Annotated in this window: 26 protein-coding genes; 17 read left to right on the forward strand and 9 right to left on the reverse strand. The window is 37.7% G+C overall.

The features are described from left to right. The 4 genes from TY15_RS15400 to TY15_RS15415 all read right to left on the reverse strand — a co-directional run bounded on the left by TY15_RS15400 (nt 1) and on the right by TY15_RS15415 (nt 3,357). Nucleotides 1–738, reverse strand: coding sequence for an ABC transporter permease subunit (locus TY15_RS15400; RefSeq protein WP_040204633.1), 738 nt, complete (start codon nt 736–738; stop codon nt 1–3). Continuing rightward, a complete protein-coding gene (locus tag TY15_RS15405) occupies nt 738–1,451 on the reverse strand; it encodes an ABC transporter ATP-binding protein (RefSeq protein WP_392391427.1) in 714 nt (237 codons plus the stop codon). The genes TY15_RS15400 and TY15_RS15405 overlap by 1 nt, the downstream gene beginning before the upstream one ends. Nucleotides 1,452–1,485: 34 nt before the next feature. Then, nucleotides 1,486–2,343: a hypothetical protein gene (locus TY15_RS15410; protein WP_040204635.1), complete on the reverse strand. Its 858-nt coding sequence runs from the start codon at nt 2,341–2,343 to the stop codon at nt 1,486–1,488. Between the two features lie 165 nt (nt 2,344–2,508). After that, nucleotides 2,509–3,357, reverse strand: coding sequence for an alpha/beta fold hydrolase (locus TY15_RS15415; protein ID WP_040204636.1), 849 nt, complete (start codon nt 3,355–3,357; stop codon nt 2,509–2,511). Nucleotides 3,358–3,520: 163 nt separating this feature from the next. On the opposite strand from TY15_RS15415, the gene TY15_RS15420 reads away from it, so the two are divergent. The 12 genes from TY15_RS15420 (at nt 3,521) to TY15_RS15475 (ending at nt 17,923) form a co-directional block, all read left to right on the forward strand. After that, a complete protein-coding gene (locus tag TY15_RS15420) occupies nt 3,521–3,715 on the forward strand; it encodes an IDEAL domain-containing protein (RefSeq protein ID WP_040204637.1) in 195 nt (64 codons plus the stop codon). 148 nt (nt 3,716–3,863) lie between these two features. Then, nucleotides 3,864–5,261 (forward strand): anthranilate synthase component I family protein, encoded by a 1,398-nt coding sequence (locus TY15_RS15425; RefSeq protein WP_040204638.1) that lies wholly within the window; start codon nt 3,864–3,866, stop codon nt 5,259–5,261. A 6-nt stretch (nt 5,262–5,267) separates the two neighbouring features. Continuing rightward, nucleotides 5,268–5,861 (forward strand): aminodeoxychorismate/anthranilate synthase component II, encoded by a 594-nt coding sequence (gene pabA, locus TY15_RS15430; protein ID WP_040204640.1) that lies wholly within the window; start codon nt 5,268–5,270, stop codon nt 5,859–5,861. Between the two features lie 2 nt (nt 5,862–5,863). After that, nucleotides 5,864–6,724, forward strand: coding sequence for an aminodeoxychorismate lyase (gene pabC / locus TY15_RS15435; protein WP_040204641.1), 861 nt, complete (start codon nt 5,864–5,866; stop codon nt 6,722–6,724). Between the two features lie 369 nt (nt 6,725–7,093). Further along, nucleotides 7,094–7,660 (forward strand): hypothetical protein, encoded by a 567-nt coding sequence (locus tag TY15_RS15440; RefSeq protein WP_040204642.1) that lies wholly within the window; start codon nt 7,094–7,096, stop codon nt 7,658–7,660. Nucleotides 7,661–7,813: 153 nt separating this feature from the next. Continuing rightward, nucleotides 7,814–8,263: an SRPBCC family protein gene (locus tag TY15_RS15445; RefSeq protein ID WP_040204643.1), complete on the forward strand. Its 450-nt coding sequence runs from the start codon at nt 7,814–7,816 to the stop codon at nt 8,261–8,263. A 132-nt stretch (nt 8,264–8,395) separates the two neighbouring features. Continuing rightward, on the forward strand, nt 8,396–9,550 hold the full coding sequence (locus TY15_RS15450) for a cadherin-like beta sandwich domain-containing protein (protein WP_040204644.1): 1,155 nt from the start codon (nt 8,396–8,398) through the stop codon (nt 9,548–9,550). A gap of 200 nt (nt 9,551–9,750) precedes the next feature. Further along, nucleotides 9,751–12,513, forward strand: a complete 2,763-nt coding sequence (gene ppc, locus TY15_RS15455) for a phosphoenolpyruvate carboxylase (protein WP_040204646.1) — start codon at nt 9,751–9,753, stop codon at nt 12,511–12,513. Between the two features lie 338 nt (nt 12,514–12,851). Beyond that, nucleotides 12,852–15,455 (forward strand): bifunctional acetaldehyde-CoA/alcohol dehydrogenase, encoded by a 2,604-nt coding sequence (adhE, locus tag TY15_RS15460; RefSeq protein WP_040204647.1) that lies wholly within the window; start codon nt 12,852–12,854, stop codon nt 15,453–15,455. Nucleotides 15,456–15,490: 35 nt separating this feature from the next. After that, nucleotides 15,491–16,222 carry a hypothetical protein gene (locus tag TY15_RS15465; RefSeq protein ID WP_052353806.1) on the forward strand — a complete coding sequence of 244 codons (732 nt, stop codon included), beginning with the start codon at nt 15,491–15,493 and terminating at the stop codon, nt 16,220–16,222. An 18-nt stretch (nt 16,223–16,240) separates the two neighbouring features. Beyond that, entirely contained in the window at nt 16,241–16,825 is a 585-nt protein-coding gene (locus tag TY15_RS15470; RefSeq protein ID WP_042374960.1) for a hypothetical protein, read from the forward strand. An 18-nt stretch (nt 16,826–16,843) separates the two neighbouring features. Next, a complete protein-coding gene (locus TY15_RS15475) occupies nt 16,844–17,923 on the forward strand; it encodes an alpha/beta fold hydrolase (RefSeq protein ID WP_052353807.1) in 1,080 nt (359 codons plus the stop codon). A 69-nt stretch (nt 17,924–17,992) separates the two neighbouring features. Here TY15_RS15475 and TY15_RS15480 read toward each other — a convergent pair whose 3' ends face one another. Further along, the gene (locus tag TY15_RS15480; protein WP_040204649.1) at nt 17,993–18,775 is read right to left on the reverse strand and encodes an alpha/beta fold hydrolase; all 783 of its coding nucleotides are present in this window, start codon (nt 18,773–18,775) and stop codon (nt 17,993–17,995) included. Between the two features lie 148 nt (nt 18,776–18,923). On the opposite strand from TY15_RS15480, the gene TY15_RS15485 reads away from it, so the two are divergent. Beyond that, nucleotides 18,924–19,361 carry a helix-turn-helix transcriptional regulator gene (locus TY15_RS15485; protein WP_040204651.1) on the forward strand — a complete coding sequence of 146 codons (438 nt, stop codon included), beginning with the start codon at nt 18,924–18,926 and terminating at the stop codon, nt 19,359–19,361. Further along, entirely contained in the window at nt 19,339–19,932 is a 594-nt protein-coding gene (locus tag TY15_RS15490; RefSeq protein WP_040204653.1) for a hypothetical protein, read from the forward strand. The genes TY15_RS15485 and TY15_RS15490 overlap by 23 nt, the downstream gene beginning before the upstream one ends. 750 nt (nt 19,933–20,682) lie before the next feature. Here the strand turns inward: TY15_RS15490 and TY15_RS15495 are convergent. The 3 genes from TY15_RS15495 to TY15_RS15505 are packed head-to-tail and all read right to left on the reverse strand — an operon-like array spanning nt 20,683 to nt 22,384. Then, the gene (locus tag TY15_RS15495; RefSeq protein WP_142305360.1) at nt 20,683–21,252 is read right to left on the reverse strand and encodes a hypothetical protein; all 570 of its coding nucleotides are present in this window, start codon (nt 21,250–21,252) and stop codon (nt 20,683–20,685) included. A gap of 43 nt (nt 21,253–21,295) precedes the next feature. Beyond that, on the reverse strand, nt 21,296–21,745 hold the full coding sequence (locus tag TY15_RS15500; RefSeq protein WP_306454187.1) for a DUF6114 domain-containing protein: 450 nt from the start codon (nt 21,743–21,745) through the stop codon (nt 21,296–21,298). A 30-nt stretch (nt 21,746–21,775) separates the two neighbouring features. After that, nucleotides 21,776–22,384, reverse strand: coding sequence for a DUF6230 family protein (locus TY15_RS15505; protein ID WP_040204657.1), 609 nt, complete (start codon nt 22,382–22,384; stop codon nt 21,776–21,778). 285 nt (nt 22,385–22,669) lie between these two features. Here TY15_RS15505 and TY15_RS15510 point away from each other — a divergent pair, with 285 nt between their 5' ends. Both TY15_RS15510 and TY15_RS15515 read left to right on the forward strand, forming a co-directional pair. Beyond that, nucleotides 22,670–23,851, forward strand: coding sequence for a response regulator transcription factor (locus TY15_RS15510; RefSeq protein ID WP_040204658.1), 1,182 nt, complete (start codon nt 22,670–22,672; stop codon nt 23,849–23,851). A gap of 232 nt (nt 23,852–24,083) precedes the next feature. Beyond that, nucleotides 24,084–24,914, forward strand: coding sequence for an undecaprenyl-diphosphate phosphatase (locus TY15_RS15515; protein ID WP_040204659.1), 831 nt, complete (start codon nt 24,084–24,086; stop codon nt 24,912–24,914). A gap of 79 nt (nt 24,915–24,993) precedes the next feature. Here TY15_RS15515 and TY15_RS15520 read toward each other — a convergent pair whose 3' ends face one another. Then, nucleotides 24,994–25,800: a glycerophosphodiester phosphodiesterase gene (locus TY15_RS15520; RefSeq protein ID WP_040204660.1), complete on the reverse strand. Its 807-nt coding sequence runs from the start codon at nt 25,798–25,800 to the stop codon at nt 24,994–24,996. A 243-nt stretch (nt 25,801–26,043) separates the two neighbouring features. On the opposite strand from TY15_RS15520, the gene TY15_RS23725 reads away from it, so the two are divergent. After that, nucleotides 26,044–26,148 carry a YjcZ family sporulation protein gene (locus tag TY15_RS23725; RefSeq protein ID WP_074432825.1) on the forward strand — a complete coding sequence of 35 codons (105 nt, stop codon included), beginning with the start codon at nt 26,044–26,046 and terminating at the stop codon, nt 26,146–26,148. Nucleotides 26,149–26,228 lie beyond the last annotated feature (80 nt).

A 26,228-nucleotide genomic window follows, 5' to 3' on the forward strand; every position in this document is an offset into this window, starting at 1 on the left:
TTAAACTTCTTTTTTACTAAAAATAAAGTAGCCCGTACAAAAATACAAGGCAAATGATGAGCACAAATATGTGAAGGTTTGAATCAGCCATTGAATGGACATATTTCTAAACCATTGCATGTACCAATCTAGATAAGACGAAGGGAGCAAGTACATGACATTTGGAAATAGATAAGGAAGTACGAACATTAGCAAATAAAGAAAAATCATACTCGAGATAGCCAATACGCTAGAATTTACGAGTAAGGCAAGGACAATTGCCAAGGATGTTAACACGATGAGTGGTACCCATGATAAAAGTGATGCAGCTAAACTGGTGAGTAAACTAGAAAAATGAAACGATTGATCAAAAAGAACGCTGCTAATGATAATGGACAGCCAGGTCATGAGTAGTTGGAACATAATTATGATACTGATGGCAGCCGTCTTCGTTAGATAAAGCTCGATCCGACTGATGGGGCGTACTATTAATAATGTTCCTCGCTCACTTTCGCCCGTAAATAGATAGGTTGCAGCAATGAAAATAAATAATGGAAGAATGATAGTAATAAATAGGTCCAGGATCGAAAAATTAATATTTTCTGATGGAAGAGCCATCCAATCTGTAATAAAAAGTTTATTGACAACCAATTTAACGATAAATGGTATGCTAAGAGCAACCCCAAAAAACAACTTAGTTACTCGTCTTGTCACTAGTTTTTGGAGTTCATTATAGGAATTCGCTACGATTGTATTCATTAATTGGCTGCCTCCACTGCTTTGACATAAACTTCTTCTAACGATTGCCCATTGATGTTCGCCTCATACAATTGGGCTTTACCATTTATTATAAAACAATAGCGATTACACAATTGTTCAAGCTCAGAGAGGTGATGACTGGAAATCACAAAGGTTACACCAGATTGCCTGGCCACCTCTTGGATGGCTTGACGTAAGAGCAGTAAACCTTCGATATCGAGTCCATTGGTTGGTTCATCTAAAATGACGAGTCGTGGTTTTGCTAATAAGGCCGACGCAATTCCAAACCGTTGCTTCATCCCCATTGAAAAAGTTGATATTTTTTCATTCCGATGTTGGAATAATCCAGTAAGCTGCAATACCGCATCAATCGCAGTTTTTGGGATTTCAGGATAAAACCGAGCACTCATTTTAAGATTTTGATAGGGTGTCATATTTTCGGCGACTGCCATCGCACCAATTAAGGCACCAATTGGTCGAATGGCCATCTTAAAGTTACCATCCAAATTAATACCAAATAACTCGATTTTGCCCTTGGTTGGTTTTGTCAGACCTGTCATGCACTTTAGCAATGTCGTCTTACCAGCACCATTCGGTCCAAGAATCCCAATAATATCACCCTGGTTAACTGAAAGGTTTATGTCCTTAATACCTCGGCCAGTTGAAAATAATTTTGTGACTCCTGTCATAACCAATGCTTTTTCCAATGTCATCACCCTTTAAACTTGATTTTCATTTCTAGCTGCCTTAATTCCCTAGATGCCCATGGTTCATGTCAATTTCCGTTACTTTATCCGTTGGAATTTCCACAGGAACAACATTGGTTTGATTGTAATCAGTCACGTCCATTTTCAAATTTAAAACAAGTTCATGCGCAGTATCTTGTTTGTCTTTTCCAGTGACAACTACTTGAATGGTTTGTTGATCTAAATGGTTATCTTTATTCACTGATGCTACTAGCTTGATTTGTTTGAAGGTAATCTCATGATCTAATTCTGGGATAGTAGGATTAATGTGAAATTTAGCTTGCTTTGGTTCCGTCCGATCCTGAAGTACGACAGCATGTTTTATCATTAATGTACTGAAGGCATTAACAGTAACTGGAATTTCCTTCCCCTTTAGGCCAAGCTCAATCGTGTGACGACCACTTTTTTGTTCAGAAACAGTAATCTGCTGTTGAAGATTTTTAGTCATTACATCAATAAGATTCTCCACGTCATCCTGAAGGGCTGCCGTATTTTGATGAGGGTTACTGGCCATGTTCATTTTATAAACTTTGTCGTCCCCATCCTTTGTCACATACCAACTGCCTCCCTGTTTATACAGGTTCATCTTTCCTTTTTCAGATTCGTTTGCTACTTGAGTTGACATCATACTTACCTGATTCTTCACATCTGCCTTATAGGTCGAAGCGACAGAGTAAATCATTTTGTTATTATCTTTTAGATTTACGTTCACTTGCATGGTTGCACTATCAGCCGTATGCGTTTCTTTCAGTGCAGACTTATAAAGGTCATAACCAGAAGTGTTGGCTGAGATGGAATATACACTACCTAACATGATGGCACCACTGACCCCAATCCCTGCTAAAAGCTTTTTATTCATGTCTACATCCTCCATTCTTTGTATTTACATTCACAGTCTAAATAGAAGATATAAATGGTTTCTAAATAAATTATTAAATTTTTCTTAAATAATGGGCTTTATTAGTGTTGCCTGTTCCTTTTCGCTCTTGGCCCACATATGAAAATGAAAAAAGGCAGCCGACCATTACTGGTCAGCTGCCGCATGAGAATTTTCTAAAAATTGTTTGATGAATTGGAACACTTCGAAGGGCCGTTCTTCTGGTAAGGCATGTCCTGTTTCTTTTAAAACAATCAGTTCAGAATGGGTTAGGTCCTTTTGAAGCTGTTCTCCAACTTTTAAAGGAATGGATTTATCCTCCTCACCCCAAATTAATAGGCAAGGAGTCTTAATTTGCTTAAGAATCTCACCAGGGAGATCACCCTCGCGGTCGCGAATCATTCGTGTAAGGGCACCGAAGATTTCATCTTGTAAAAAGGGCTGTAGGTAGCCATCTATCATTTCTTCATTAATAATAGAATGGTTGTAGAGGGCTGCCTGAAGATTTTTCTTTACGCCAGTTCGAGCGAACCAATATTTCACAAACAGATGAAAGTACGGTAAATAGCTGGTAAGGATTAAAGCTTTTTTGGAACGTTTAAGATAGGCGGAGCTACAAAGCAGGACAGCCTTGTCGGCGAGCTTAGGCATCATATGGAGAATATTAAGAACAATTTGACCACCCATTGAATGTCCTATAAAGGTTAGATTGTTTAATTTTAAAGATTCAATAAGACGGATCACCGTTTCAGCAAGATTTTTATAGGAATATACATATTGATGGGACTTGGAACTTTTTCCAAATGGGGGAAGGTCAAGAGATAATACTTGATATTCCTTTTTTAAAAGTGATATTAAATGGCGAAATGTAAAAGTGGAAGAAAGAAACCCGTGTAATAAAACAAATGTTTTTTCAGATGTAGAATGGGGATAGAATTCATAATATACATTAATATTGTTGACGGACTGATATCCGGTTAAGACAGTCTGTTCCATACGCAGATTCCTCCTGTTCAGCAATGGAAATGGTCAACATTAATGTTCCCCAATTTTCTAGGCTTACCCTGAACGGATGAAAATTTTTATTTTTTAAAATAAAATGTTTGAATTTTTAGAAAACTACAAGTATAATGAAAAAAAGCTCAAGGAGTTGATTTCCATGGAAAAGAAGTTACTTAATTCACCACACCATTCGGATGAGAACGAGGATTCTGTTGTTGCAGAGATGTTTCTAAATAAGGTCCTGCTTGATTGTAAGCGAGAGAAAGTCCGTAAGGAAATCGACCAAACATTACAAGACGGTAACAAGGAGTTATTCCTTCAGTTAACGGAGGAGCTTAAGAAGATTTCCTAAATCCAAAGCCAAAAAATCATAAAAATAGGCCCTATTCATTTATTGGATAGGGCTTCTTTCTGTTTTACTACCAAAAGAGAATCATTCTATGGTGACTTTCGACCTTTTCAAGTATGATAAAAACAAGAAATACATAGGAGTGAATTTTTTGAAGCAACTGCAATTAATTAGTAAAAAGATTCCTTTTTCAAATTCTGTTTTTTTTCGTCGATTTAGGGCGATTGCAGCAACTAGTACGCACCATGTACTATTGGAAAGTGGGCGGGGAGGACGCTACAGTATTGCTGCGTTTCAACCGGAGACGATTATCAAAGGGAAGAAACATGTTATTGAAATCCAAACTGAAAACGGTACCGAAAGGCATGAAGGAAATCCCCTTCATATATTGGAAGAGTGGATGAGTCATTTTCATGTTGAGAAGAGAGAAGGTTATCCTGATTTTCTAGGTGGAGCGATTGGATATATAAGTTATGATTATGCCCGAAACATCGAAAAGCTTCCGGAACTTGCAACAGACGACCTAGAAATGCCAGATATCTATTTTTTTATCGTGAAGGAATGGTTTATTTTTGATCATGAGCAAGAAGTATTATGGCTAATGGCCTTAACAGAACACGAACAAGCTCAGGCTGGCAAGGAACGATTATCCGATTGGGAATTACGGTGGCTTCAGGATTATCCTGAACCGAAACCTCAAAAGCCCAGTGCCCTTGATGCCGATCATCTTCAAGTCTCGATGACAGAGAATGAGTTTAAATTAGCGGTGAGGAAAGCACAACAATATATTGCCCAGGGGGACGTATTTCAAGTGAATTTGGCAGTGCGACAGTCAAAGCCAATTGCTGTAGATGCACTTGATGTATACAAGCAATTAAGAGAGCTAAACCCGTCTCCGTATATGGCATACTTTCATACACCTGATTTTCAACTCGTTAGTGGGTCGCCTGAACTCCTCGTAAAGAGGAAAGAATTGGAAGTGAGTACCCGGCCAATTGCTGGGACCCGTTCTAGAGGAAGGGATCACGAGGAGGATCTTATCCTGGCAAATGAACTAATTTCAAATGAAAAGGAACGCGCTGAACATGTGATGCTCGTTGATTTAGAGCGGAATGACCTGGGACGTGTCTGTCAGTATGGGTCGGTTGAAGTGAATGAATTTATGGTGATTGAAAAATATTCTCATGTGATGCATATTGTTTCTAATGTTAAAGGAGTACTTGCGCAGGAAAAGACTAGTATAGATATGATCAACGCGATCTTCCCGGGAGGTACCATCACTGGAGCACCTAAGGTTCGGACAATGGAAATAATTGAGGAGCTAGAGCCTGTCCAACGAAATATTTACACAGGTTCCCTTGGCTGGATCGGCTTTAATGGTGATTTAGAATTAAACATTATCATACGGACAATGTTGATAAAAGATGGGCTGGCTCATGTTCAAGCAGGTGCGGGGATCGTGATCGACTCCAATCCAAAGCACGAATATAATGAATCCATGAAAAAAGCAGCGGCATTATGGAAAGCAAAAGAACTGGCAGAGGAGTAAACAGCAATGATATTTATGATTGATAATTATGATTCCTTTACCTTTAACCTAGTGCAGTACTTAGGTGAATTTGGGGAGGAATTGGTAGTTAAGCGAAATGATCAAACAACCATTGAAGAAATTGCCGGTTTACACCCTAACTATTTAATGGTGTCTCCTGGACCATGCAGTCCGAATGAGGCAGGGATCAGTCTTGCTGCAATTAAAGCATTTGCAGGGGAAATTCCCATTTTTGGCGTCTGTCTAGGACAACAAGCAATCGCCCAAGCCTTTCACGGGGAGGTCGTCCGAGCAGGAAGACTCATGCATGGGAAAACTTCAAATATTTTTCATGACGGTAAAACCATTTTTCAAGGCTTGCCTAATTCTTTTCCAGCAACAAGATATCATTCGCTAATTGTAAAAAGAGAGACACTGCCTGAGTGCTTTGAAATTTCTGCTTGGACCGAGGAAGGGGAAATTATGGCGCTTCGACATAAGCATTTTCCCATTGAGGGGGTCCAATTCCATCCTGAGTCCATTTTGACTACTTCAGGAAAAGAATTGTTACGTAACTTCGTGGACTATTATAAAAATGCCCTTGTTTGGAAGGAGCATTAATTATGTTTGTTTACCAAAACGGTGAATTTATCAACAAGGATGCTGCCCGGATTTCACCATTTGACCATGGGTTTTTATATGGCATGGGCGTGTTTGAAACATTTCGCGTCTATGAGGGGCATCCATTTTTATTAGATGATCATTTAGAGCGGATCAACCATAGTTTAGATACCCTTATGATTATGCACACCTTCGATCGGAACGAAATAAATTTAATTTTGCAGGATTTACTACAAATCAATCAGTTGAAAAATGCTTATATCCGTTTAAATGTATCAGCAGGAGTCGGTGAAGTGGGCTTGTCAGTAGCCCCTTACGATCAACCAGGGGTCATGATTTTTTCAAAACCCTTACCACCTGGTGGAGAATTGCTAGAAAAAAGGGCCGTACTCTTGAATCTAAAACGTAACAGCCCTGAGGGGGATGAACGACTTAAATCCCATCACTTTATGAATAATATGTTGGCCAAGAGAGAAATTGGTCATGCTGATGATGTGGAAGGAATCTTCCTTACAGTGGATGGTTATGTGGCAGAAGGGATTGTCTCCAATGTTTTTTGGGTAAAAGGGGATGTGTTATACACCCCATCCCTGCAAACTGGCATTTTAAATGGCATCACTCGGCAATTTGTGATCCAATTGGGTAGAAAAAATAATCTTCAGATTGATGAAGGTTTGTATACTCCAGAACAACTGATGGAGGCTGATGAAATTTTTATTACCAATTCCATTCAAGAAATCGTACCCATTAAATCTTTTGGTGAACGAGAATTTCCTGGGAGGAAGGGCCGGCTCGTCTATCTTCTTCATCAGGACTATCGATACTATTGTCACCACCTTTGGTCAAGAAACAATATAAGTTGAGCAACAGTGCTGTTTTCGCTTGCAGCCCTTGCCTCGCCATCCGAAAAAAATAATGAATAGCGTACTTGAAAGGGAGAAAGCCATGTGCTTCTCCCCCTTTTTCTTTTTGCTATGTTAAAGCTCGTAAACAGAAAGGATTTCTACTATAATGGGATAAACAGTATATGGAAAATTAGGGAAATGTAGATTTGGGAAATTTAGTAATAATATTGAATAAGTTAATAGGGCTTAGGTCTTAGCGGAAAATCAAACTTGAGATTGTTCTCATTATTAGCGAAATCAGTAAAATGAATAGTAAGGGATATAAAGAGATACAAATACAATTACATTCTCCTCCCCATTGAAAATAGCTCCACAGGAGGTTTTAAAATGAATAGGAAAATATATGTCCTTCTAACAGACACTGGAACCATCTTTACAAAGATGATTAAGCTATATACGAAGAAACCGCTAAATCACGCTTCTATTGTCGTAGATGAACACTTTAACAAGGTTTATAGTTTTGGGAGAAGAAACCCAAGGAATCCCTTTATTGGGGGATTTGTGAAGGAAGATATTCGGGAGGGCCTCTTTAGAAATGCTGATTGTGCCATTTATTGTGTAACCATCACTGAAAACCAATTCCAAACAATCACCGCAAAAATAAGGGAAATCGAAGAGAACAAGGATGAATATCGGTACAATCTGATTGGGCTAATTGCTGTAATGTTGAATATGGAAATTGACCGAAAGAATGCCTTTTTTTGCTCCCACTTTGTTGCGGCTCTCCTAGAAGATTCGGGAGTTCCAATAAAAAAACAAAAACCTCTATCACTTGTAACACCCCATGATATTAAAGAATCAGCCTCTTTAGAATTGGTGTTTGAAGGTAAACTCTCTTCTTATTTTCAAAAAGAATATCCACTATATCAAACTAGTAGTGTGGGAGTAATCTAGTGGAGTCATGAACGATTAGACCACTTATTGTTCCTGACATTTATAATGAAATTAAATATGTTTCTTCTATAAACCCATTATGTAACATATATTTTAAAAAGGCCTTCAGATGACATGAAGGTCTTTTACATTGAGAATGAAAGAGGGATACGAATGCCAAGTGAAATACAACATTTAGAATTAGATATCCCGATTGAGGTGATTTGGGATTTTATTAGGGATGAAAATAATTGGGCCCCGCTCGTACCAGGATACATACAACATGAGAAAGTAAATGAACGGCAAATTACATGGGAATTTAAAAGTGACCTAGGCATAATGAAAAAAAAGGTAAGTTTATTGATTGACATTAAAGAATGGAATGAACCAGAGAGGGTAAGTTTTGAATTAAGACGATCGAATGAAAAGTACCTTGGTGAAGGGTATTTTGAAGCAAATGCGGTTAATCGAAATAAAACACGACTAACAGCTTATATCGAGATCAACGCCACAGGGCCAATTGGTACATTGGCCAATTCACTTTTTAAAAAGGCAGTTCAACTTACAGATGAGGAAGTGGCCGTTGCCATCTCTTCTAAGCTAGAAGAATTTAAAAAAAGGTAACCCCTCCTTGCTGCAAACCCCAATAATGGGTTTGTGGCTTTTTTAATAAAAAATTAAGTTTATCTTAAGTATTGACTGGTATAGTTGGTCCAAAATCTACTAGCGAAAAAGTTAGAGATGGGAGGATTAAAAATGTTAACAAAGGGTACTAAAAAGAGAATAAATGTCATTCTAATTACCGCAATGGTAGGAATGGGGACCATAACTTATGTACCACCTGCGTTTGCAGAAAGTTCTGTTCCTATTCAAGAGGATCAATCTATAAACACACTTTCAAAATTAGAAATGGAAGGGATTAAGCTCGATAAGGATTTTTCAGCCGATGTAAAGGAATATTCTGCTACGGTGGAAAATAACATGGAATCTATTAATCTCCTTGTTGAGAGCAGTAACCAGGATGCCGTTATTACTATAAATGGAGAGTCCGTGACAAGTGAAACAGCGGGTACCCTTCCACTCCAAACAGGAGAGAATATCTTTCTAATTACCGTTAAAGATGGAAGCCATTCAGAAAATACGTATACACTTACGGTGATAAGGAAAGAGAGTGCAAATAATTTTCTTCAATCCCTTAAACTATCTGCCGGAGTCTTGTCTCCCGCTTTTTCAGCTGCGGTAACAAACTATACAGTTCAATTAACAAGCGAAACCAAAGCATTGACAGTTACTCCTATAGCTGCTGAAAAAATGGCGACGGTAGAGGTCAATGGTTTATCTGTTAAGACTGAGGGTGTTTCCGTCAATATTCCAACTGGTAAGTCTGATATCACAATCGTCGTAACAGCAGAAAATGGTGAGAAAAAGACGTATACCTTGCATGTTACGAAGGCTGAAGAGACGGGAACACAAGCGAGCAATCCATCAAAAAATAATCTAGCTAATTCATCAAAGAATAATCCAGCTAATCCATCAGAAAACAATCTGGGCACTTCATTTCAGAATAACCGGAATAATTCTCTCCAAGCTACATCCTTTCAACAAGAGAATCAGGACGTACAAAAGGAAAGCAAAGCAACCCTTTCTGCCTTAACTGTTTCTGAAGGGACATGGGATAGTTCTTTTGTGAAGAATGAGTTTACCTATCATATAGCCGTTTCTAGTGAAAGTAAGTCGATTACAATTCAGCCTACTGCAAGTTACAGTGATTCTACAATTTCGATTAAAGGAAGCAGCAGTAACACGATTCAGTTAGAAGAAGACCATAAAACGATTATTTCTATTGTTGTAAAAAATGGTGATGATGATAGAAAAACATATGTTCTTGTCTTTGATCAAGCAGATAAATAAGGCATTTTTGAAGGAATGAAGGGGATGATTTTCACTTCATTCCCTTAAAAAAAAAGATAATGAGCAGTGTAAACCTGTATTTTACTTTACAGGTTTTATTTTTTTTATAAAAAGAGTGTTTATATTGAACATGCTTTCAAAAGATATGGTATATTTATATAAAAATTTAGTGAATCTTTTGAATAAGGGAAGGTGAAAGTATGACAACAGAAATTAAATTGAATGACAGCAGTCTTCCATTGCGACGAGATGTAAAGTTACTAGGGAAAATGCTAGGTGAGATCCTAGTCAATCATGCTGGTACAGAATTATATGATAAAGTAGAAAAAATTAGGATTATGTGTATAACACTTCGAAATCACTTTGATCAAGAAATTTATTCTGCTTTAAAAGAGGAAATAGTTGGCCTAGACCTGCCAATGCGAAAACAAGTAATCCGGGCCTTTTCGATGTATTTCCATTTGATAAATGCGGCAGAGCAAAACCACCGGATCAGGAGGCGGAGACAATATCAGCTTCAGGACGAAACGGTTGTTCAACCTGCTTCAATAGAGAGTGCGATTCTTAAGCTGAAGGAAAACAATATTCATGAAGATATTATCCAAAATGTACTACATACTTTATCGCTAGAATTAGTCATTACGGCACACCCTACCGAGGCGACCAAAAGGTCAATTCTTGAAATCCAACAACGAATTGCAGTAATACTGAAAAATCTTGATCATCCGTTATTAACGGAGCGGGAGCAAAAAAAGCTAGAAGAAAGCTTGTTTAATGAAGTGGCGATCTTATGGCAAACCGATGAACTTCGCGAACATAAGCCAACAGTGCTGGACGAGGTGCGGAACGGTCTTTATTATTTTGATCAAACACTTTTTGAGGTCCTTCCGGAAATTCACCAAGAAGTAGCAGAATGTCTGGAAAGAAATTATCCTAATAGTTCATGGGACGTTCCCAATTTTTTAAGCTTTGGTTCTTGGATTGGCGGAGATCGTGATGGAAATCCCCATGTAACGAGTGATGTGACGTGGGAGACATTAGAGAGACAAAGAAGACTGGTTATTAAAAAATATAAATCGGTCTTAATTGAATTGATGAAACGCTATAGTCATTCGACTACTCGAGTGGATGTTAGTGAGGAGCTTCTTACATTCCTAGAAGAAAACGAGGATCAATATTTACCGGACGAAAAGAAGTGGCCAATTAAAACAGAAGTATATCGTCGTGTCTTTGCCGTTATTATTGAAAGGGTAAGACAAGTTGGGAAGGCAGATTTAGGCTATCGAAGCGCAGCAGAACTATTAAATGATTTAAACATGATTAACAATAGTCTAAAACAACATCATCCTACGGCACATGAATTAAAGATTATTCAAAAGTTAATCCGTCAAGTGCAATTGTTTGGCTTTCATCTCGCGACACTGGATATTCGCAATCATAGTGGGGAACATGAGGCGGCCATGACGGAAATACTGCGGAAAGTCCAAATTTCAGACAATTATGCGGGTCTGTCTGAAGCAGAAAAAATAGAACTTCTGCAGAATATCCTTTTGGATCCACGTCCACTTCTTTTATTAAATGAGGATTATTCAGCAGAGACACAGGAAATGATTAAAGTGTTCCAAATGATTAAAGCGGCACATGAAGAATTTGGTAAACGGTCAATCTCTGTTTATCTTGTTAGTATGACAAAGTCACCAAGTGATTTGTTAGAGGTGCTCGTGTTAGCTAAGGAAGCTGGCATTTACCGCCTTCATGCGGATGGGACATTGGAAAGCCATTTACACGTTGCACCATTACTAGAAACTATTGAAGACTTAACAGCTGGTCCAACCATCATGGAAACGTTATTTCAAATGCCTGTTTATCGGCAGCATTTGCAAATATTGGGGAATCAGCAGGAAATTATGCTGGGCTATTCCGATGGAAGCAAGGATGGTGGGACATTAACGGCCAATTGGAAATTGTATAAAGCCCAGATTGAAATTCATGAAATGGCAAAAAGGTATGCGATTGGACTTAAATTTTTCCATGGCCGTGGGGGATCGTTAGGACGAGGGGGCGGCCCGTTAAATAAAAGCATCCTGTCACAACCGGCAGAAACGATTGGTGATGGAGTCAAAATTACTGAACAAGGTGAGGTTTTATCGTCACGTTACTTGCTCGAGGATATAGCTTACCGGAGCTTAGAACAGGCGACATCCACGTTGCTTCTAGCTGCGACACATGCTTCGAACGGGGCTGAGCATGGAAATTTACGAGAGCACGCGTGGGAGGAGGCCATCGAGGAAATTTCTAGTTTTGCTTTAACCAAATATCAATCGCTTGTATTTGGTGATCCTGATTTCCTCTCCTATTTTAATGAGGCAACTCCATTAAGAGAACTTGGGGATTTAAATATTGGCTCTCGACCAATGAGTCGTAAAAATAAGGGACGATTTGAAGACTTACGTGCTATTCCATGGGTATTTGCTTGGACACAAAGCCGTCAACTGCTTCCTGCTTGGTATGCTGCCGGGACTGGATTAGATAGCTTTGTGAGTAAAAGTGAGCATAATCTTCAGCTTTTACAGCAAATGTATCTCAAATGGCCATTTTTTCAATCGACGATTGATAATCTAAACATGGCATTGATGAAGGCGGACATCACGACAGCAAAAGAATATTTAACGCTTGTTGAAGATCAGACAATTGCTGATAGAATTTTTAACAATATCCTTGAAGAATATGACAAGACAAAGGCTATATTGCTTAGAATAACTGGGGATAATGAATTGCTCGATCATACTCCAAACATTAAGGAATCTGTCTATCGACGAAATCCATATGTCGATCCATTAAACTTTTTACAGGTAGAGCTCATCAAAAAATTACGGGAGCAGGATGAGCCTAATGACGACCTTTTAACAGAGGTTCTCCTCACTATTAGTGGAATATCTGCAGGATTACGGAATACTGGTTGATTGCGTAGCAAAAGCCATAAACTCTTTACGCTAAGAGTTTATGGCTTTTTTGTTTGAAAAATCTACACTAGTCTTGAAAAGAATCCTTGGATGAAAGAACAAATAGGCTATCACAAAAATGATGGTGAAGGACAAATTTGAACATTTTATGAAACTTTTAGGAATGAATGGTTATTCATTCATTATTGAGCAAATTTCGACAATATTCTATTTATTTATCATGATATATTTTAGCCAGAAGTTATTTTGAATAAAAGGAAATAAACTGTTTTTACGTAAAAGAGTGACTGAATCGATTTTGAGAGGACATCGAAATTAAGAATCTGGGAGGAAATAAAATGGCTGTAAAAGAAAAAGACGTACAAGAAAATCAGGCCGTTGTAGCGATGATTGATTCATTAGCCACTAATGCTGTAAAGGCTCTCGGTGAATTCCGTTTTTTTAATCAGGAAATGGTTGATTCAATTGTTCAACAAATGGCGTTAGCTGCGCTCGAAAATCATAAACATCTTGCAAAGTTAGCTGTAACTGAAACAAGACGTGGGGTATATGAAGATAAAGTATTTAAAAATATGTTCGCCACAGAATTCATATACAACAACATTAGAGAAATGAAAACCGTTGGGGTTATTAGTGAAAATGAAAATGAAGGAATGGTCGAGATTGCTGAACCAGTCGGAGTAATTGCGGGAATCATTCCCATAACAAATCCAACATCAACTGTTATCTTTAAATCACTTATTGCACTTAAGACCCGAAATCCAATTATTTTTGCATTCCCACAGTTTGGTCAAACATGCTGTACAGAAACTGCAAAATTACTCAAGGAAGCTGCGATTAAAGCAGGGGCACCAGAAAATAGCATCCAGTGGATCGAAAGCCCTTCCCATGAAGCGTTTCAGACCTTAATGAAACATCCAAACATTTCCCTCATCCTTGCTACAGGTGGACCAAATTTGGTAAAGGCGGCCTATAGCTCAGGCAAACCAGCACTTGGGGTTGGTGCAGGGAATGTACCATGTTATGTGGAGAAAACAGCAAACATCAAACGTGCTGTAAATGATATTATTCTTTCCAAGACATTTGATAATGGAATGATTTGTGCATCTGAACAAGCTCTTATTATTGATCAAGAGATATATGAAGAAGTAAAAGATGAGATGATCGCGAATCATTGCTATTTTCTAAATGCAGAAGAACAGAAGATGGTTGAAAAGGTTGCCGTATTTGAAAAAACAAAAACGATTAATCATTTAATTGTAGGCTTGCCTGCCTATATGATTGCAAAAATGGCTGGGATAAATGTACCGATTCATACCAAAATCTTAATCGCTGAACTTGAAGGGGTAGGTCCAAGTTTTCCACTTTCTTGTGAAAAGTTAAGTCCAATACTAGCATGCTACAAGGTTAATAGTTTTGCAGAAGGTTTGATAATTGCCGAGGAAACACTTGAATACGGTGGTCTTGGCCACTCAGCAGCGATTCATACAGAAGACCAAAATCTAGTGGATATATTCGCTCTTCGAATGAAAGCGGGGCGAATTATGGTTAATACCCCATCGACCCATGGTGCAATTGGGGATATTTATAACACATCACTACCGTCGTTAACGATTGGATGTGGAACATATGGAGGGAATTCTGTGTCACAAAATGTTGGAGCACAAAATCTCATGAATATTAAAAAGGTAGCAAAAAGAAGAACGTTTACCCAGTGGTTTAAGGTTCCATCACAAGTATTCTTTGAGAAAAATTCAATCCAAATGCTTGCCTCAATACCAAGTGTTACAAAAGCCTTTATTGTTACTAGTGGAAGTCCATTAAAAAATGGCTTTGTGGATAAGGTTCTATATTATCTACAAAAAAATCCAGGGGTCATTCATTTTGAAATATGTTCAGATATTGAGCCGGAGCCTGGCATAGAAACCATTATGAATGGTGCAGATAGAATGAGAAAGTTTCAGCCGGATTGCATTATTGCACTTGGTGGAGGGTCAGTAATGGATGCTGCAAAAGCTATGTGGTTATTCTACGAACATCCCGATACCGATTTCCACACCTTAACGCAAAAATTCTTTGATCCAACAAAGAGAGTTGTTAAATTTCCAATCCTAAGAAGTAAAGCGAAATTTGTTGCGATCCCGACAACTTCTGGTACAGGCTCAGAGGTGACAGCCTTCTCGGTTATAACTGATAAAAAGGCCAATCGGAAGTACCCACTTGCGGATTTTCAACTGACACCTGATATTGCCATTATTGATCCGCAGTTTGTCATGACAGTTCCGAAGCATGTTACAGCCGATACAGGTATGGATGTACTGACACATGCAATTGAATCCTATGTTTCAGTCTTGGCCAATGATTATACCGATGGTTTAGCGCTAAAAGCAATCCAGCTTGTCTTTACTTATTTGCCTAAGGCATATCGGAATGGCAGCGATGAACTTGCACGGGAAAAAATGCATAATGCCGCGACGATTGCGGGCATGGCCTTCGCCAATTCATTTTTAGGAATTAACCATAGTCTTGCCCATGTATTGGGAGCAGAGTTCAATATCTCCCACGGTCGTGCTAATGCCATTCTATTACCGCATGTCATTCGTTATAATGCAGAAAAACCAAATAAATTCATGACGTATCCTAAATATGAGCATTTTATTGCGGATCAGCGATACGCCGAAATTGCTAAAATGCTTGGTCTTCCTGCAAGTACAGTCGAGGAAGGAGTTGAGAGCTTAATTGAGGCCATTATCGCTCTTGCCGATGAATTAGAAATACCAATGAGTATCGAAGCGAATGGTGTTAATGAACAAGAATTTGCGAGCAAAATAGCAGAACTTGCAGAGCGTGCCTTTGACGATCAGGATACAATTGCTAATCCAAAACAACCATTTATTAGTGAACTAGTTGAAATTTATCGCAGTGCTTATTCAGGGGTATAGAACACAATCATACATTTTAAAAGGATGTGACGAAAATGGCTGATCATAATGAAACTGAAAACGAAGTTTTGAATGAAACAGAACTGGAAGTGGTAGAACATACAGAGACTAATGCCGAACTAGAGGCTAAAGCCACTGTAAAAAAGGATGAAGGGACAGGGATTGAGGATAAAGGAACTATAGAAGCAGAGATAGAACAAGAAGATCATCAACAGTTATCAGGTTTAGATGTACTTTGGCGCAACTTTTTTGATGAGTTAGATGAATGGGTAAAACGTGCTGATTTTCGGGATGAAATGTTCTTAAAAGAGGCGAAATTGTTTGCTGAAAGTGTACAACGTAATCAGGGTAATATGATCGAGGTAGCAGCGCAATTTTACCAAGAATTTTCAGCATGGGAAAAAATGGCGCGAGATGAATTTCTTATGTCAACCACCAGTCTGCAGCATTTCTTTCCACTCCGATCTTATGAAGAAATAAATGCACAGATAGATCAAATTCAAGAAAAAACGTTAACGGTTCTGGCAACCCCATGTCAAAAGATTGCCAGTAGTTTGTCAGTCGATAAATATGTAGACATGATTGATCAATATATTGTCTTACGAAAAAAAGCTAGAGTGCAGTACGTAAAAACAATTAAACAAGCAGGGAACTTACTTTATGAAAATCAAAAGGGGTTTGTTAATGTAGTTGCCCGACAAATTAAAACATTATTTTTTCCATTAAATAAATACCTAGAAACAAGGGGAGAATTTACAAAATCGTAAACAGAGGGGCGATCCAAAATGGCTAAAGATAAAACATATGAACCATTTGAGGGACTTAAAGCAATTAGTGAAATGTGGGAGAAACAAATGAATGGTCTATTATACATGATGACGGACAACAATGAGTTTGTTCGGCTGTTAAATAGAGGTACAGAAAGTCATTCCCGGTACATGGAATTCTTAAGAAAAAATCAAGAGCTAATGGCAGGGATTATGAATATCCCAACGAAGAAAGATGTAGCGAATGTAGCAAAACTTTCAGTCCAGGCAGAGGGGAAAATCGATATAGTAGAAGAACAAATATGGGCTTTACAAGATAGTATTAAACTTGTAAATAAACAAAATTTAGAAATGTTCCAAGAATTGGTGAATGTAGTTGGGCAAATGAAAGATGAATTACAAAAAGTGTCTCAAGATCTTGATGAAACGAAAAAAATGCAAACAGACCTTCAAGAATTAAAGCAAGAAATCACTCAATTAACAGACATAAAAGCGGAACTTGCTACTATGAAAAAGCTGATGCAAAAAGGGAAGGCTAAAGAAAATGATAAGGCGAAGGACAAAGAGTTAGTGCTTGTTGGGGTGGATACTTCAAAATCATAAATGGAAGGAGCATGAAAGATGAGTTCAAGGACATCGCTAGCTAATTTTATTCCATTGCTAGATCTTGAAATGGAAACAGCAAGATGGAAGAACATTAATAGAGTCTTAACCGAACAAAAACCAGAGATCGTGTCAACACCAGGAGAGGTAATTTGGAGGAAAAATAAATCAACCTTATATTATCACCCTGCAAAAGAGAAAAAATATAAAATTCCAATATTCTTAGTCTACTCACTCCTGAATAAACCATATATTCTAGATATTGGTGAAGGAAATAGTGTCGTAGGAGGCCTTACCGATCGTGGCTATGACGTTTATTTTCTAGATTGGGGCTCCCCTGGATATGAAGATAGGGAAATTAGCTTGGAAAATTATATTATCGATTATTTGGAAAATGCGGTGAAACGGGCATTACGACATTCCAGTGCACCGGAAATCTCGATGATCGGGTATTGTTTGGGAGGTACAATTTCTGCAATCTTTACGTCAATTACTACATTACCAATTAAAAACTTGGTCCTAGCTACTGTGCCAATTGATTTTAGTGTTGGTATTGTGCCTAATAAGTGGTTAAAAGGACTCCAAAAAGGGAGTATTAACTTTGATCGCTTTGCTGATGTCTATGGTGTCATACCTTCTGAAATTATGTATCTTATGTTTAGAGGGCTTTCACCAGTCTATATTAGCCCATGGATAAACTTGATTACCCGTGCCCATGATATAGAATATGTTGAAAAATGGAGAAGAATGGACAAATGGACTAAAGATAGTGCTTCATTTGCAGGAGCATCCTTTAAGCAGTTGTTTAATGATTTTTATAAGGATAACAAGCTTTTAAAAGGTGAATTAACCATTGGTGGGAGGAAAGTAGATTTAAATAATATTAAATGCTCAGTGTTTGTTTTCTCCACCTCAAGAGACACTCTTGTATTAGAACAACAAAGTCTTCCTGTTATGGACATGATCGGAAGCGAAGATAAAACCTATCAAGTATTTGAGGGTGGTCATGTTTCATTAGCTTTGACAGGAAAGTTTGCTGAATTCGCTGACAATTGGCTGTCTAATCGTTCAAGTAAACTTCAAAAAGAACTTGTATAATTAAAAGAATCATGAATAATATAGAAACGGGAAGAAAGGTGGCCGCCTTTTTCTCCCCGTTTTAGATGGTTACACAGCTGTTTTATGCTGATTGAGGAACCTTCTTACTAAACGGTTAAACCGGTCTTTTACCTCTAATTTGGCAAGATGACCGGTATTCCTCATTATAATAAATTCAGAATTTGGAATTAACTTATGCATACAGGCCTGAATCCAGACAGGCAAAACTGAATCATACTGACCACCTATTATCAGGGTGGGCACATTGATCTTTGGCAACAAGGAGCGGTTATTCACTTCAAGACACATTTTTAAGGATTCAAGGAAAATTTGGTGTTTTGGATGAAAAAAGTGACAGAATGTTTCCATCATGTCTTTTCGCCAGGAGTAAAGTGCCATATGTGCGAGGTATTCAGATTGATTGCCAGTTGCCGCAACTTCTTCAAACTTAGCTTTACGATTATTAAATAAAAGGGTCTTAAGCTTTTTTGGAAAAAAGTGAAAGGTACTAACCAACAACAGTGAGCGACAGAGGTAGGGAGCCTGACGGAAGATTTCTTGGGCAACTGCTCCACCCATTGACAAACCAAGAATGTGAGCGTTTTCAATTTGTAACTCTTTTAATAATTCAATTAGGTCAGATGCAAAGTTTGGGATTGAAATTCCATCCAGTTTAGAACATTCTCCATGTCCCCGTAAATCAGGTATAATCAATTCATATTGATCGGCTAATTCAAATTGGTTTTTCCAACCTTCTTTACCTTCCCCTAAGCCATGGATTAGCATCAGTGGTTCCCCATTGCCAAAATGTAAATAGGGCACGCCTGATTTGCTGATTTTAGCTATTTCCATTTTACACCACCTCTTCATTTTTATTAAGTTTATAACCAAGTTCTGTAAGTTGTAAACTATTAAATGCAAATTTTCTATATATTTATTTTACATATTGACTATTTATTACTAATAGATGTAAAATACATATAGGTGAGGTGATAAAGATATGGTAAACCAAGATAACCAATCAGTCAACCCTTCGAAAAATTTTGTGCTGCCATTTATTTTATTGCTTCTTAGTAAAGTTTCTCTTCATGGTTATGAACTAAGCCATAAGCTAGAAGCATTTGGATTTAAGACCCTTGACCAAGGGAATTTATACCGGATGCTAAGACAATTGGAAAAGGATGAACTTGTTTCATCAGAATGGGACACAACAGGAAGCGGGCCGGCAAAACGAAGATACTCCATTACAAAAGCGGGGGTTACATACTTAAAAGGCTATGCCCATCAATTAGAATCCTATCAATCAATCTTGGATCAATTTTTCAAGATGTATTCCAGTTTCCTTGAGCTCTATATTCCTTCATTTCAGAAGAAGGATCCAATAGAGAAAGTAAATAATAGTAGGAGGAGGAAGAATGATGGCACAGAAGAAGAATGAAACGGTTCTAGCTGCTGATGAAAAAATAATACCAACAGCAGATGAATCAATTGCCGTAGGTTCGTTTGTCACCACATTTTGGGATCAATATGAACAATCACGTGAGCGGGCAGAGCAACTACGGGAAAGTCGTGAAGATGCCTATATTAATTCGTTAAGAGAGGTTATCAAGTTCAATAAGCAATATCGAAATACCATTGCTAAATTATATGATCAAAGCAAAAAGACGAATAAAGAAATGGTAAATGAACTGATCCATCAGCTAAATACGGGAAAAGAAGAAAAAGAAGGACCAACGAGTGACCGTGAAGAACTGAAGAATCAATTGAAAGATGTAACAGGCCAATTTGAAAAATTAGCACTTACACCCATTCGATCAATTATCCATATCGTTGATCAATTAGAGGATAATTTCGAGAAAAATGCAGAATCAAGTGTGGCCTATGCTCGCGACCGTCGGAATGCGTGGCTTCAAGTTCGAAAGGAATATGTTAAAAAAGCAAGAAACACTCATTTGAATCTATTAGAAAGAGGCAAGAACAGTTTAAAAGAACTGGTCAAAACCCCGTAACCATTGTAGTGAATAAGGAGAATTAACAGCATTGATTAACAATAGAATCCTTAACAAAAGCTAAAACCACAACCTTTTTATAAAAGAAGAGATTGTGGTTTTTTTATTTTGCATTTTTATTATAGAAAAGGCAGGTAATAAAATATAGAGTGAATATGTTTTCCGAGGCTTACCGCTCGCTTTCCACGGGGCGAGCGCCGAGCCGCTTCGTCGCTACGCTCCTGCAGGGTCTCGCCTGTCTCGCTAATCCCGTAGGAGTCGAGCGGACGCCTCTCCAAACGAATAAATGGCTTCTTTTTAAATCCTCAAAACGAAAAATATCGAACTGAAACACAGACACGAGTAAGTAAAATTATCTTATTTTTTCCGAGAATCTTATTAATCCTTTAATAAGGAATGATACTTATTCAAATTTAGGCTGTGTAGCAAAACTTGATTGATTGGAGCGGAAGGCACGAAGACTCCTGCGGGAGGACGGGGCTGGGGAGACCCCACAGGCGCTTGCGCCGAGGAGGCTTCCCGTTCCGCCCGTTCCGCTCGCGGACGCGAAGTGCCTGGAGCGGAAATTAACACTCAAATTTAGCACTGCCTAAATTTAAGAACTTTTTCAGTGCCCTCCACACCAACGTAAAGCGTTTTCAAGCAACGCAAATCTAAACGGACTGTTATTTTATATTATATTTAAAAATAAAAAGCCTGTAGACAAACTCGAAATTCTTCGAGTTTGTCTACAGGCTGAAGTGATGCTATTTATTCAGTTTGAGTAGTTTGTGATTTAAGTATATCTTCAAGTTTGGCTTTTTCTTCTATTAGCTCTGTTACATTCATTGAATCTAGCTCAACCTCTCCGCCTTCTACAAAACTTACATTTAATTTTGGAAGAATCGAATAGTCGCTTGTAACAAGGTGTGCAAGGAGTTTAACATTTTTTAGACCAATATTACCGTTAACAGGTGTGTAAGTCATGATTTCTCCCGGATTTGTAACAGATAAGGACAAGTTATTAAGTAGAACAGTATCACCAGAACTAAAAATGCTTGTGACAATACCATTTGGAGTCTTTATTAACTTTTTAATCTTAAATCCTTTTACAGTTGTTTGTTCAAATTTAAGTTCTAGCATGGGCCGACTTGGTTGATCACCAGTTTCTCCATTTATTAGATTAGCACCTTTAAAGGTACCCTCTAATTGATCAGCTTCAATAATAAATCCGATTATTGTAGATTCAACTGCAGAACTATGATTCGTAGGGATTAATAATCCACTCATTACAATAATAAATATGAGTATAATTCTGAAAAGTTTTCTTCTCTGCTTCAAATCTATCACCGTTTTTCCGCAACATATAAACTGCTTCGCACTATTATTCGGGTAATGTTTCTGTGCTTGATGCAACCTCTTTTTCTACTATAAAATTTTTATTTAGCTCTTCTTGGGTAACTGTTGCTGCCATTGTTGGCTTCCAAGCAATCATCATTGCCCCGCCAACAATACCTAAAATTGTCCCGATTAAAAATCCACCTAATGCCCCCATAATGGATAATACAGAAGTGAAAATTCCTACTATGCCAAGCAGGGTAGACAGTCTAGGTATGAAATAGGCCAGGACTCCCATTAGAAAGGTTAGACCTCCTAATAAAAGGCCAACAACAATCATACTCCCTGGTGCAGCGGCAATTTCGTATAGCTGAGCAGGCACAATTAAAATAATTATTCCTGATAATATAGACAAGGTCGCCCCCCAAAAAGGGCGCCTTGCTCTCCAATTCTTAAACTTTTTAAGGTTTGAATACCTAGAGTTCATACATATCATCCCTTACCTGTTAATTCCCTGAAGTAATGATTATTTAGTTGGTTGCATTGGTTCAAATGAAACCTTCATCCCATTAAGAGTTACTGTTTTTTGAAAAAGATACACTGTATCGAGTACTCCATTTTTGATGGTAATAGAATTGGCGGTTTGTGTAAAATGTTCTGCAGCTGCCCCCGCAAGTACTTTAGGGTCACTAAGATCTTGATCCCCAACATATTTTTCGGCCATGGTCAGTTCATTAAATGAAGCATCTCCCTTTATCATCGTTGCTTTTTGTTGAAGTCCAGTAATTGTAACTGGTTTTTCAGCAGAGATGACAGCATAAATCCCTAGAAAAGGGATAGCTTTTTTAATGGTCAAATTTGTAATCGTGGCATTGTCAATTTCGTTAACAGCAACAGGGTTATTTTTTTTCATGGCACTATCAGCAAGACTGCCATAAAGCTTAAATCCTGTGCCTGTCATTTCGTCAAAGCTGACGGTAAATCCACCTACTAGCGGTACTGCGGCAGCCATGCCTGTTAATCCAAAAGTACCTAAAAGTGCTCCTAAAAATAAAAATCCACCTACTAACGCAATGATGAGTTTTTTCTTAACTGTTTGACCTCCAATAATGGCCGTTTCTGCAGCTAAATTCATTCTCTTTCCTCCCTTTGATATTAATAAAAGCGAAAGCATTTCATAAATGTAAATGCTTACACTATTTGTCACAATTTTATGATAAATGGGCAATTTAAAAAATCCCTACATTTGTAGGTAGTTGACACTACTCTTAAAAAGGAGGACAAGAGGTGACAAAAAATTCCGAACACCTAAAATTCAGCAGGAATTTTGGATAGTTTAGCTGAATTATGTTATAGATAACAACCTGTTATAACACAATGATTATAGTGTTTGTTTTTATGGAGAGGGTGTGAACAATCAATGTCGAGGTCCTTGAACCAACATTTAGATAATCTTTTACATGATGCTGTAAACATGTTATGTAATTATCAGGACGATCTTTTACATGAGTGGAGTTTAATGCTTCAATCACTTAAAAATACAAATAAAAAATCAATTGCTGTGTTTGAATTTATCAGCGACTTCCTAGTAAGGTTTCTTCGTTCTGTTGAAGATGAGAAGGTTGATATTTATCGGATGTTAACTGAATTACAGGAAGAATGGTTTGCCCAGTTTCATCGCCGTCCAGAACCAGAAGCACTTATTTTTCACTTGAACCTCCTTGAAAACGCTTCCCATAAAGTGCTTAAATCGAGGATTGTATACTCTTCAAAATTACATCCCTCTGTTCATTATTTATTTTCAAAAATAAGCGAAGTGATGCTATTCCAAGTTGAAAATGAGAATTATAGTATTTGGAAGGATGCTGTTATCTTATTTAATGAATGGATTATTCGCTCGCAAAATTTGCAAGAGTCCATTGAAAATATTTGTTTTGGCTTTGGTTATTTCCTTCCCTTTGAACGGTGTGCACTATTTAAGTTTACGAATAAAGAGAGCATAGGGGTTGGTCTGTTCGGCCATCATTTGAATACTGAAGATATTCAAGCTATTGCTGAAAAAATTACCAATATCCCTGTACTAAATGATAGCCTTGTAAAATTAAAATCCCAGGGGCATGAAATGAAAAATTTCCAGCCCATTTTCATTCCCACGGCAAAGGATGAATTACCTAAAAAGTATGTCGAAAAATTTGAACTTTCCTCTTTGATTATTGTTCCCATATATGTTCCTGAAGAAGGGAAAATAATTGGTGGAGTTGTATTAGATCAAGGACCGGGCAGGCAATTTACTGTAGATACCAGTCTGTTTCCTGCATTGATGAAATTTGGGCAAAGCTCAGGAGAATTGATATCTAAGTTTATTGAAGCGGATATTAAAAAACAAGATTTACCAGTAGGCAAGCATATTTCCTTATCACCCAGAGAAACGGAAATCATCAAATTATTGGCGGATGGGGCTTCGACATCAGAGGCAGCATTAAAGCTTTATTTAAGTGAATTTACGGTAAGAGATTACATATCACATATCATGAAAAGGTTAAATGCACAAAACAGGACAGAGGTTGCTGTTAAGGCAATTAGAATGGGAATAATCGATTGATTAAATAGAGAAATGATTTATTTTTAATCGTGACTGTGGCATTATTAAAGGGTTAGTAATTTTTATTTTGCATATGAAACCTTCTGTGAACATTTAGCGTTGATAGAGGTGTCTGCAAAATCGATTAAATAAAAAATTTAGTATTGCCAGTCGGACTAGTAATGAGTAAAATAAGAACGTTATTTACCATAACTAAGGATTCTGCTGCAGTAAAGTTAGGAGAACGTACAACATGGATTTACTTATGATCATAAAAGCAATTATTTTAGGATTAGTCGAAGGTCTAACAGAGTTTGCCCCCGTTTCTTCAACTGGCCATATGATTATCGTCGATGATATGTGGTTGAAATCCGAGAAGTTTTTAACAGCTCATGGTGCCAACACCTTTAAAGTGGTTATACAGCTTGGTTCAATCCTAGCAGTTGTCGTCACGTTTAAAGATCGATTCATCGAATTGTTAGGGTTAGGAAGATTAAACATGCATGCAGTACAAAAAGAGACACGTCTAAAATTAACTCAAGTTTTGGTTGGATTAATTCCAGCAGGTGTCCTAGGTGTACTGTTTAATGATTATATTGATGATCATTTATTTTCCACATCAACCGTTTTGATTGGATTAGTGATTGGTGCTGTATTCATGATTCTTGCAGATCTTTTTGGATCGAAGAATCCAAAAACTCAAACCGTTGATCAAATCTCATATGGACAAGCATTAACAATTGGTCTGATTCAATGTTTCTCCCTTTGGCCAGGTTTCTCCCGCTCTGGTTCAACTATTTCAGGAGGGGTACTAATGGGTATGAGTCATCGTGCAGCAGCTGACTTTACTTTTATCATGGCTGTACCAATTATGGCAGGAGCTAGTTTACTTTCATTGCTGAAAAACTGGGAATATATGACGATGGATGCATTGCCAATCTTCATTGCAGGGTTTATTAGTGCCTTTGTTTTTGCCTTGTTATCGATTCGCTTTTTCTTAAAATTGATTAATAAAATCAAGCTTTTACCATTTGCAATCTATCGAATAGTATTAGCAATCGTGATTTATTTTGTTTTTTTATAATTTAAAGGGGGCAGTTCACATGTGAGTGAGCTGCCTCATTTTTGATGGTAATTCAAATGTATGCACCAATATAAGTTCCTCATAATATGTCTGGAAAGTCACTGATCATTCCTTCAACCCGATAATGCTTTAAGAGATGGACGTCCTGTTTTTTCTTAACCGTCCAAATAAGTGTCTTAAAGCCATGTTGGTGTATTCGTCGAATTAGTGGTTTGGTTACCATAGTCATTTTTGGATTTACATAGGTGGCATAGCTTGAAAAAGTAAGCAATTCACTATGCGAAAGTCCTTTCATCGTTGTCTTTTTAACTAGAACCCCTAATGGAATAGCTGGTAGGATTGTATGGAATTGTCTCAATGAATTTTGATCAAATGATTGAACAATGATTTCCGCACTACCGGAAGTAAGTCCCCTTTTTAATAGTTCATTTGCAACTTTTTCTTCTATACCGGGATATAACGAAGGTTTTTTTAGCTCTATAAGTAAACCAATTTTTCCGGCAAATTCATCTAAAAACTCATAAAAAGATAGGATTTTTTCATTAGCAAATTGGGGATGAAACCAGCTGCCAGCATCAAGGTTTTGGAGTTCATTTAAGGTGAAGTCCCTTACTTTCCCTTTTCCATTCGTTGTCCGGTTTACAGTGGTATCGTGGATCACCACTAATTTACCGTCCTTCGTCATTTGAATATCGGTTTCAAGGTAATCCACCCCTAAGGATAGTGCCTTGTTAAATGAGGCAAATGTATTTTCAGGGCAGTAACCTGCAGCACCCCTGTGCCCCACTTTAATGGCTGAATGGCAATCGGTATTCCGAGTTAGTACTTTTATCATTCGAAAAGACAACAGAAATATAAAAAACAATATGGTTGCTATAGTTCTCAATGTGATGGCTCCAATCCACTATTATTGACAACATGTTAAGAAAAACAATCAAACTTGTCAACTGAATGGCAAAAAGGGTAGTGAAAATGTACTAGGACAAACATCTGTAGAGGATAAGGGTCTAAGTCCAAAAGAATGGGCTTAGTCTTTTTTTTTAAACCCCATTTTTATGGATAAGTGTCTATCGCACATTTTTATCTAGGTGAATAGGATATATGGAAATCGAAAAAGGAGGTAATGTAAATGTCTGGTGCAGCAGGTGGCTATGGCGGCGGATTTGCCCTACTAGTCGTTTTATTCATTTTATTAATCATCATCGGAGCTTCTTGGGGTTACGGTTTCTATTAATATAAACGAGGAGGAAATAGTATGTATGGATTTGGCGGATTTGGCGGATATGGATATGGTGGCTGCGGATATGGCGGTGG

The sequence above is a fragment of the Neobacillus jeddahensis genome (assembly GCF_000612625.1).
Taxonomy (GTDB): Bacteria; Bacillota; Bacilli; order Bacillales; family Cytobacillaceae; genus Neobacillus; species Neobacillus jeddahensis.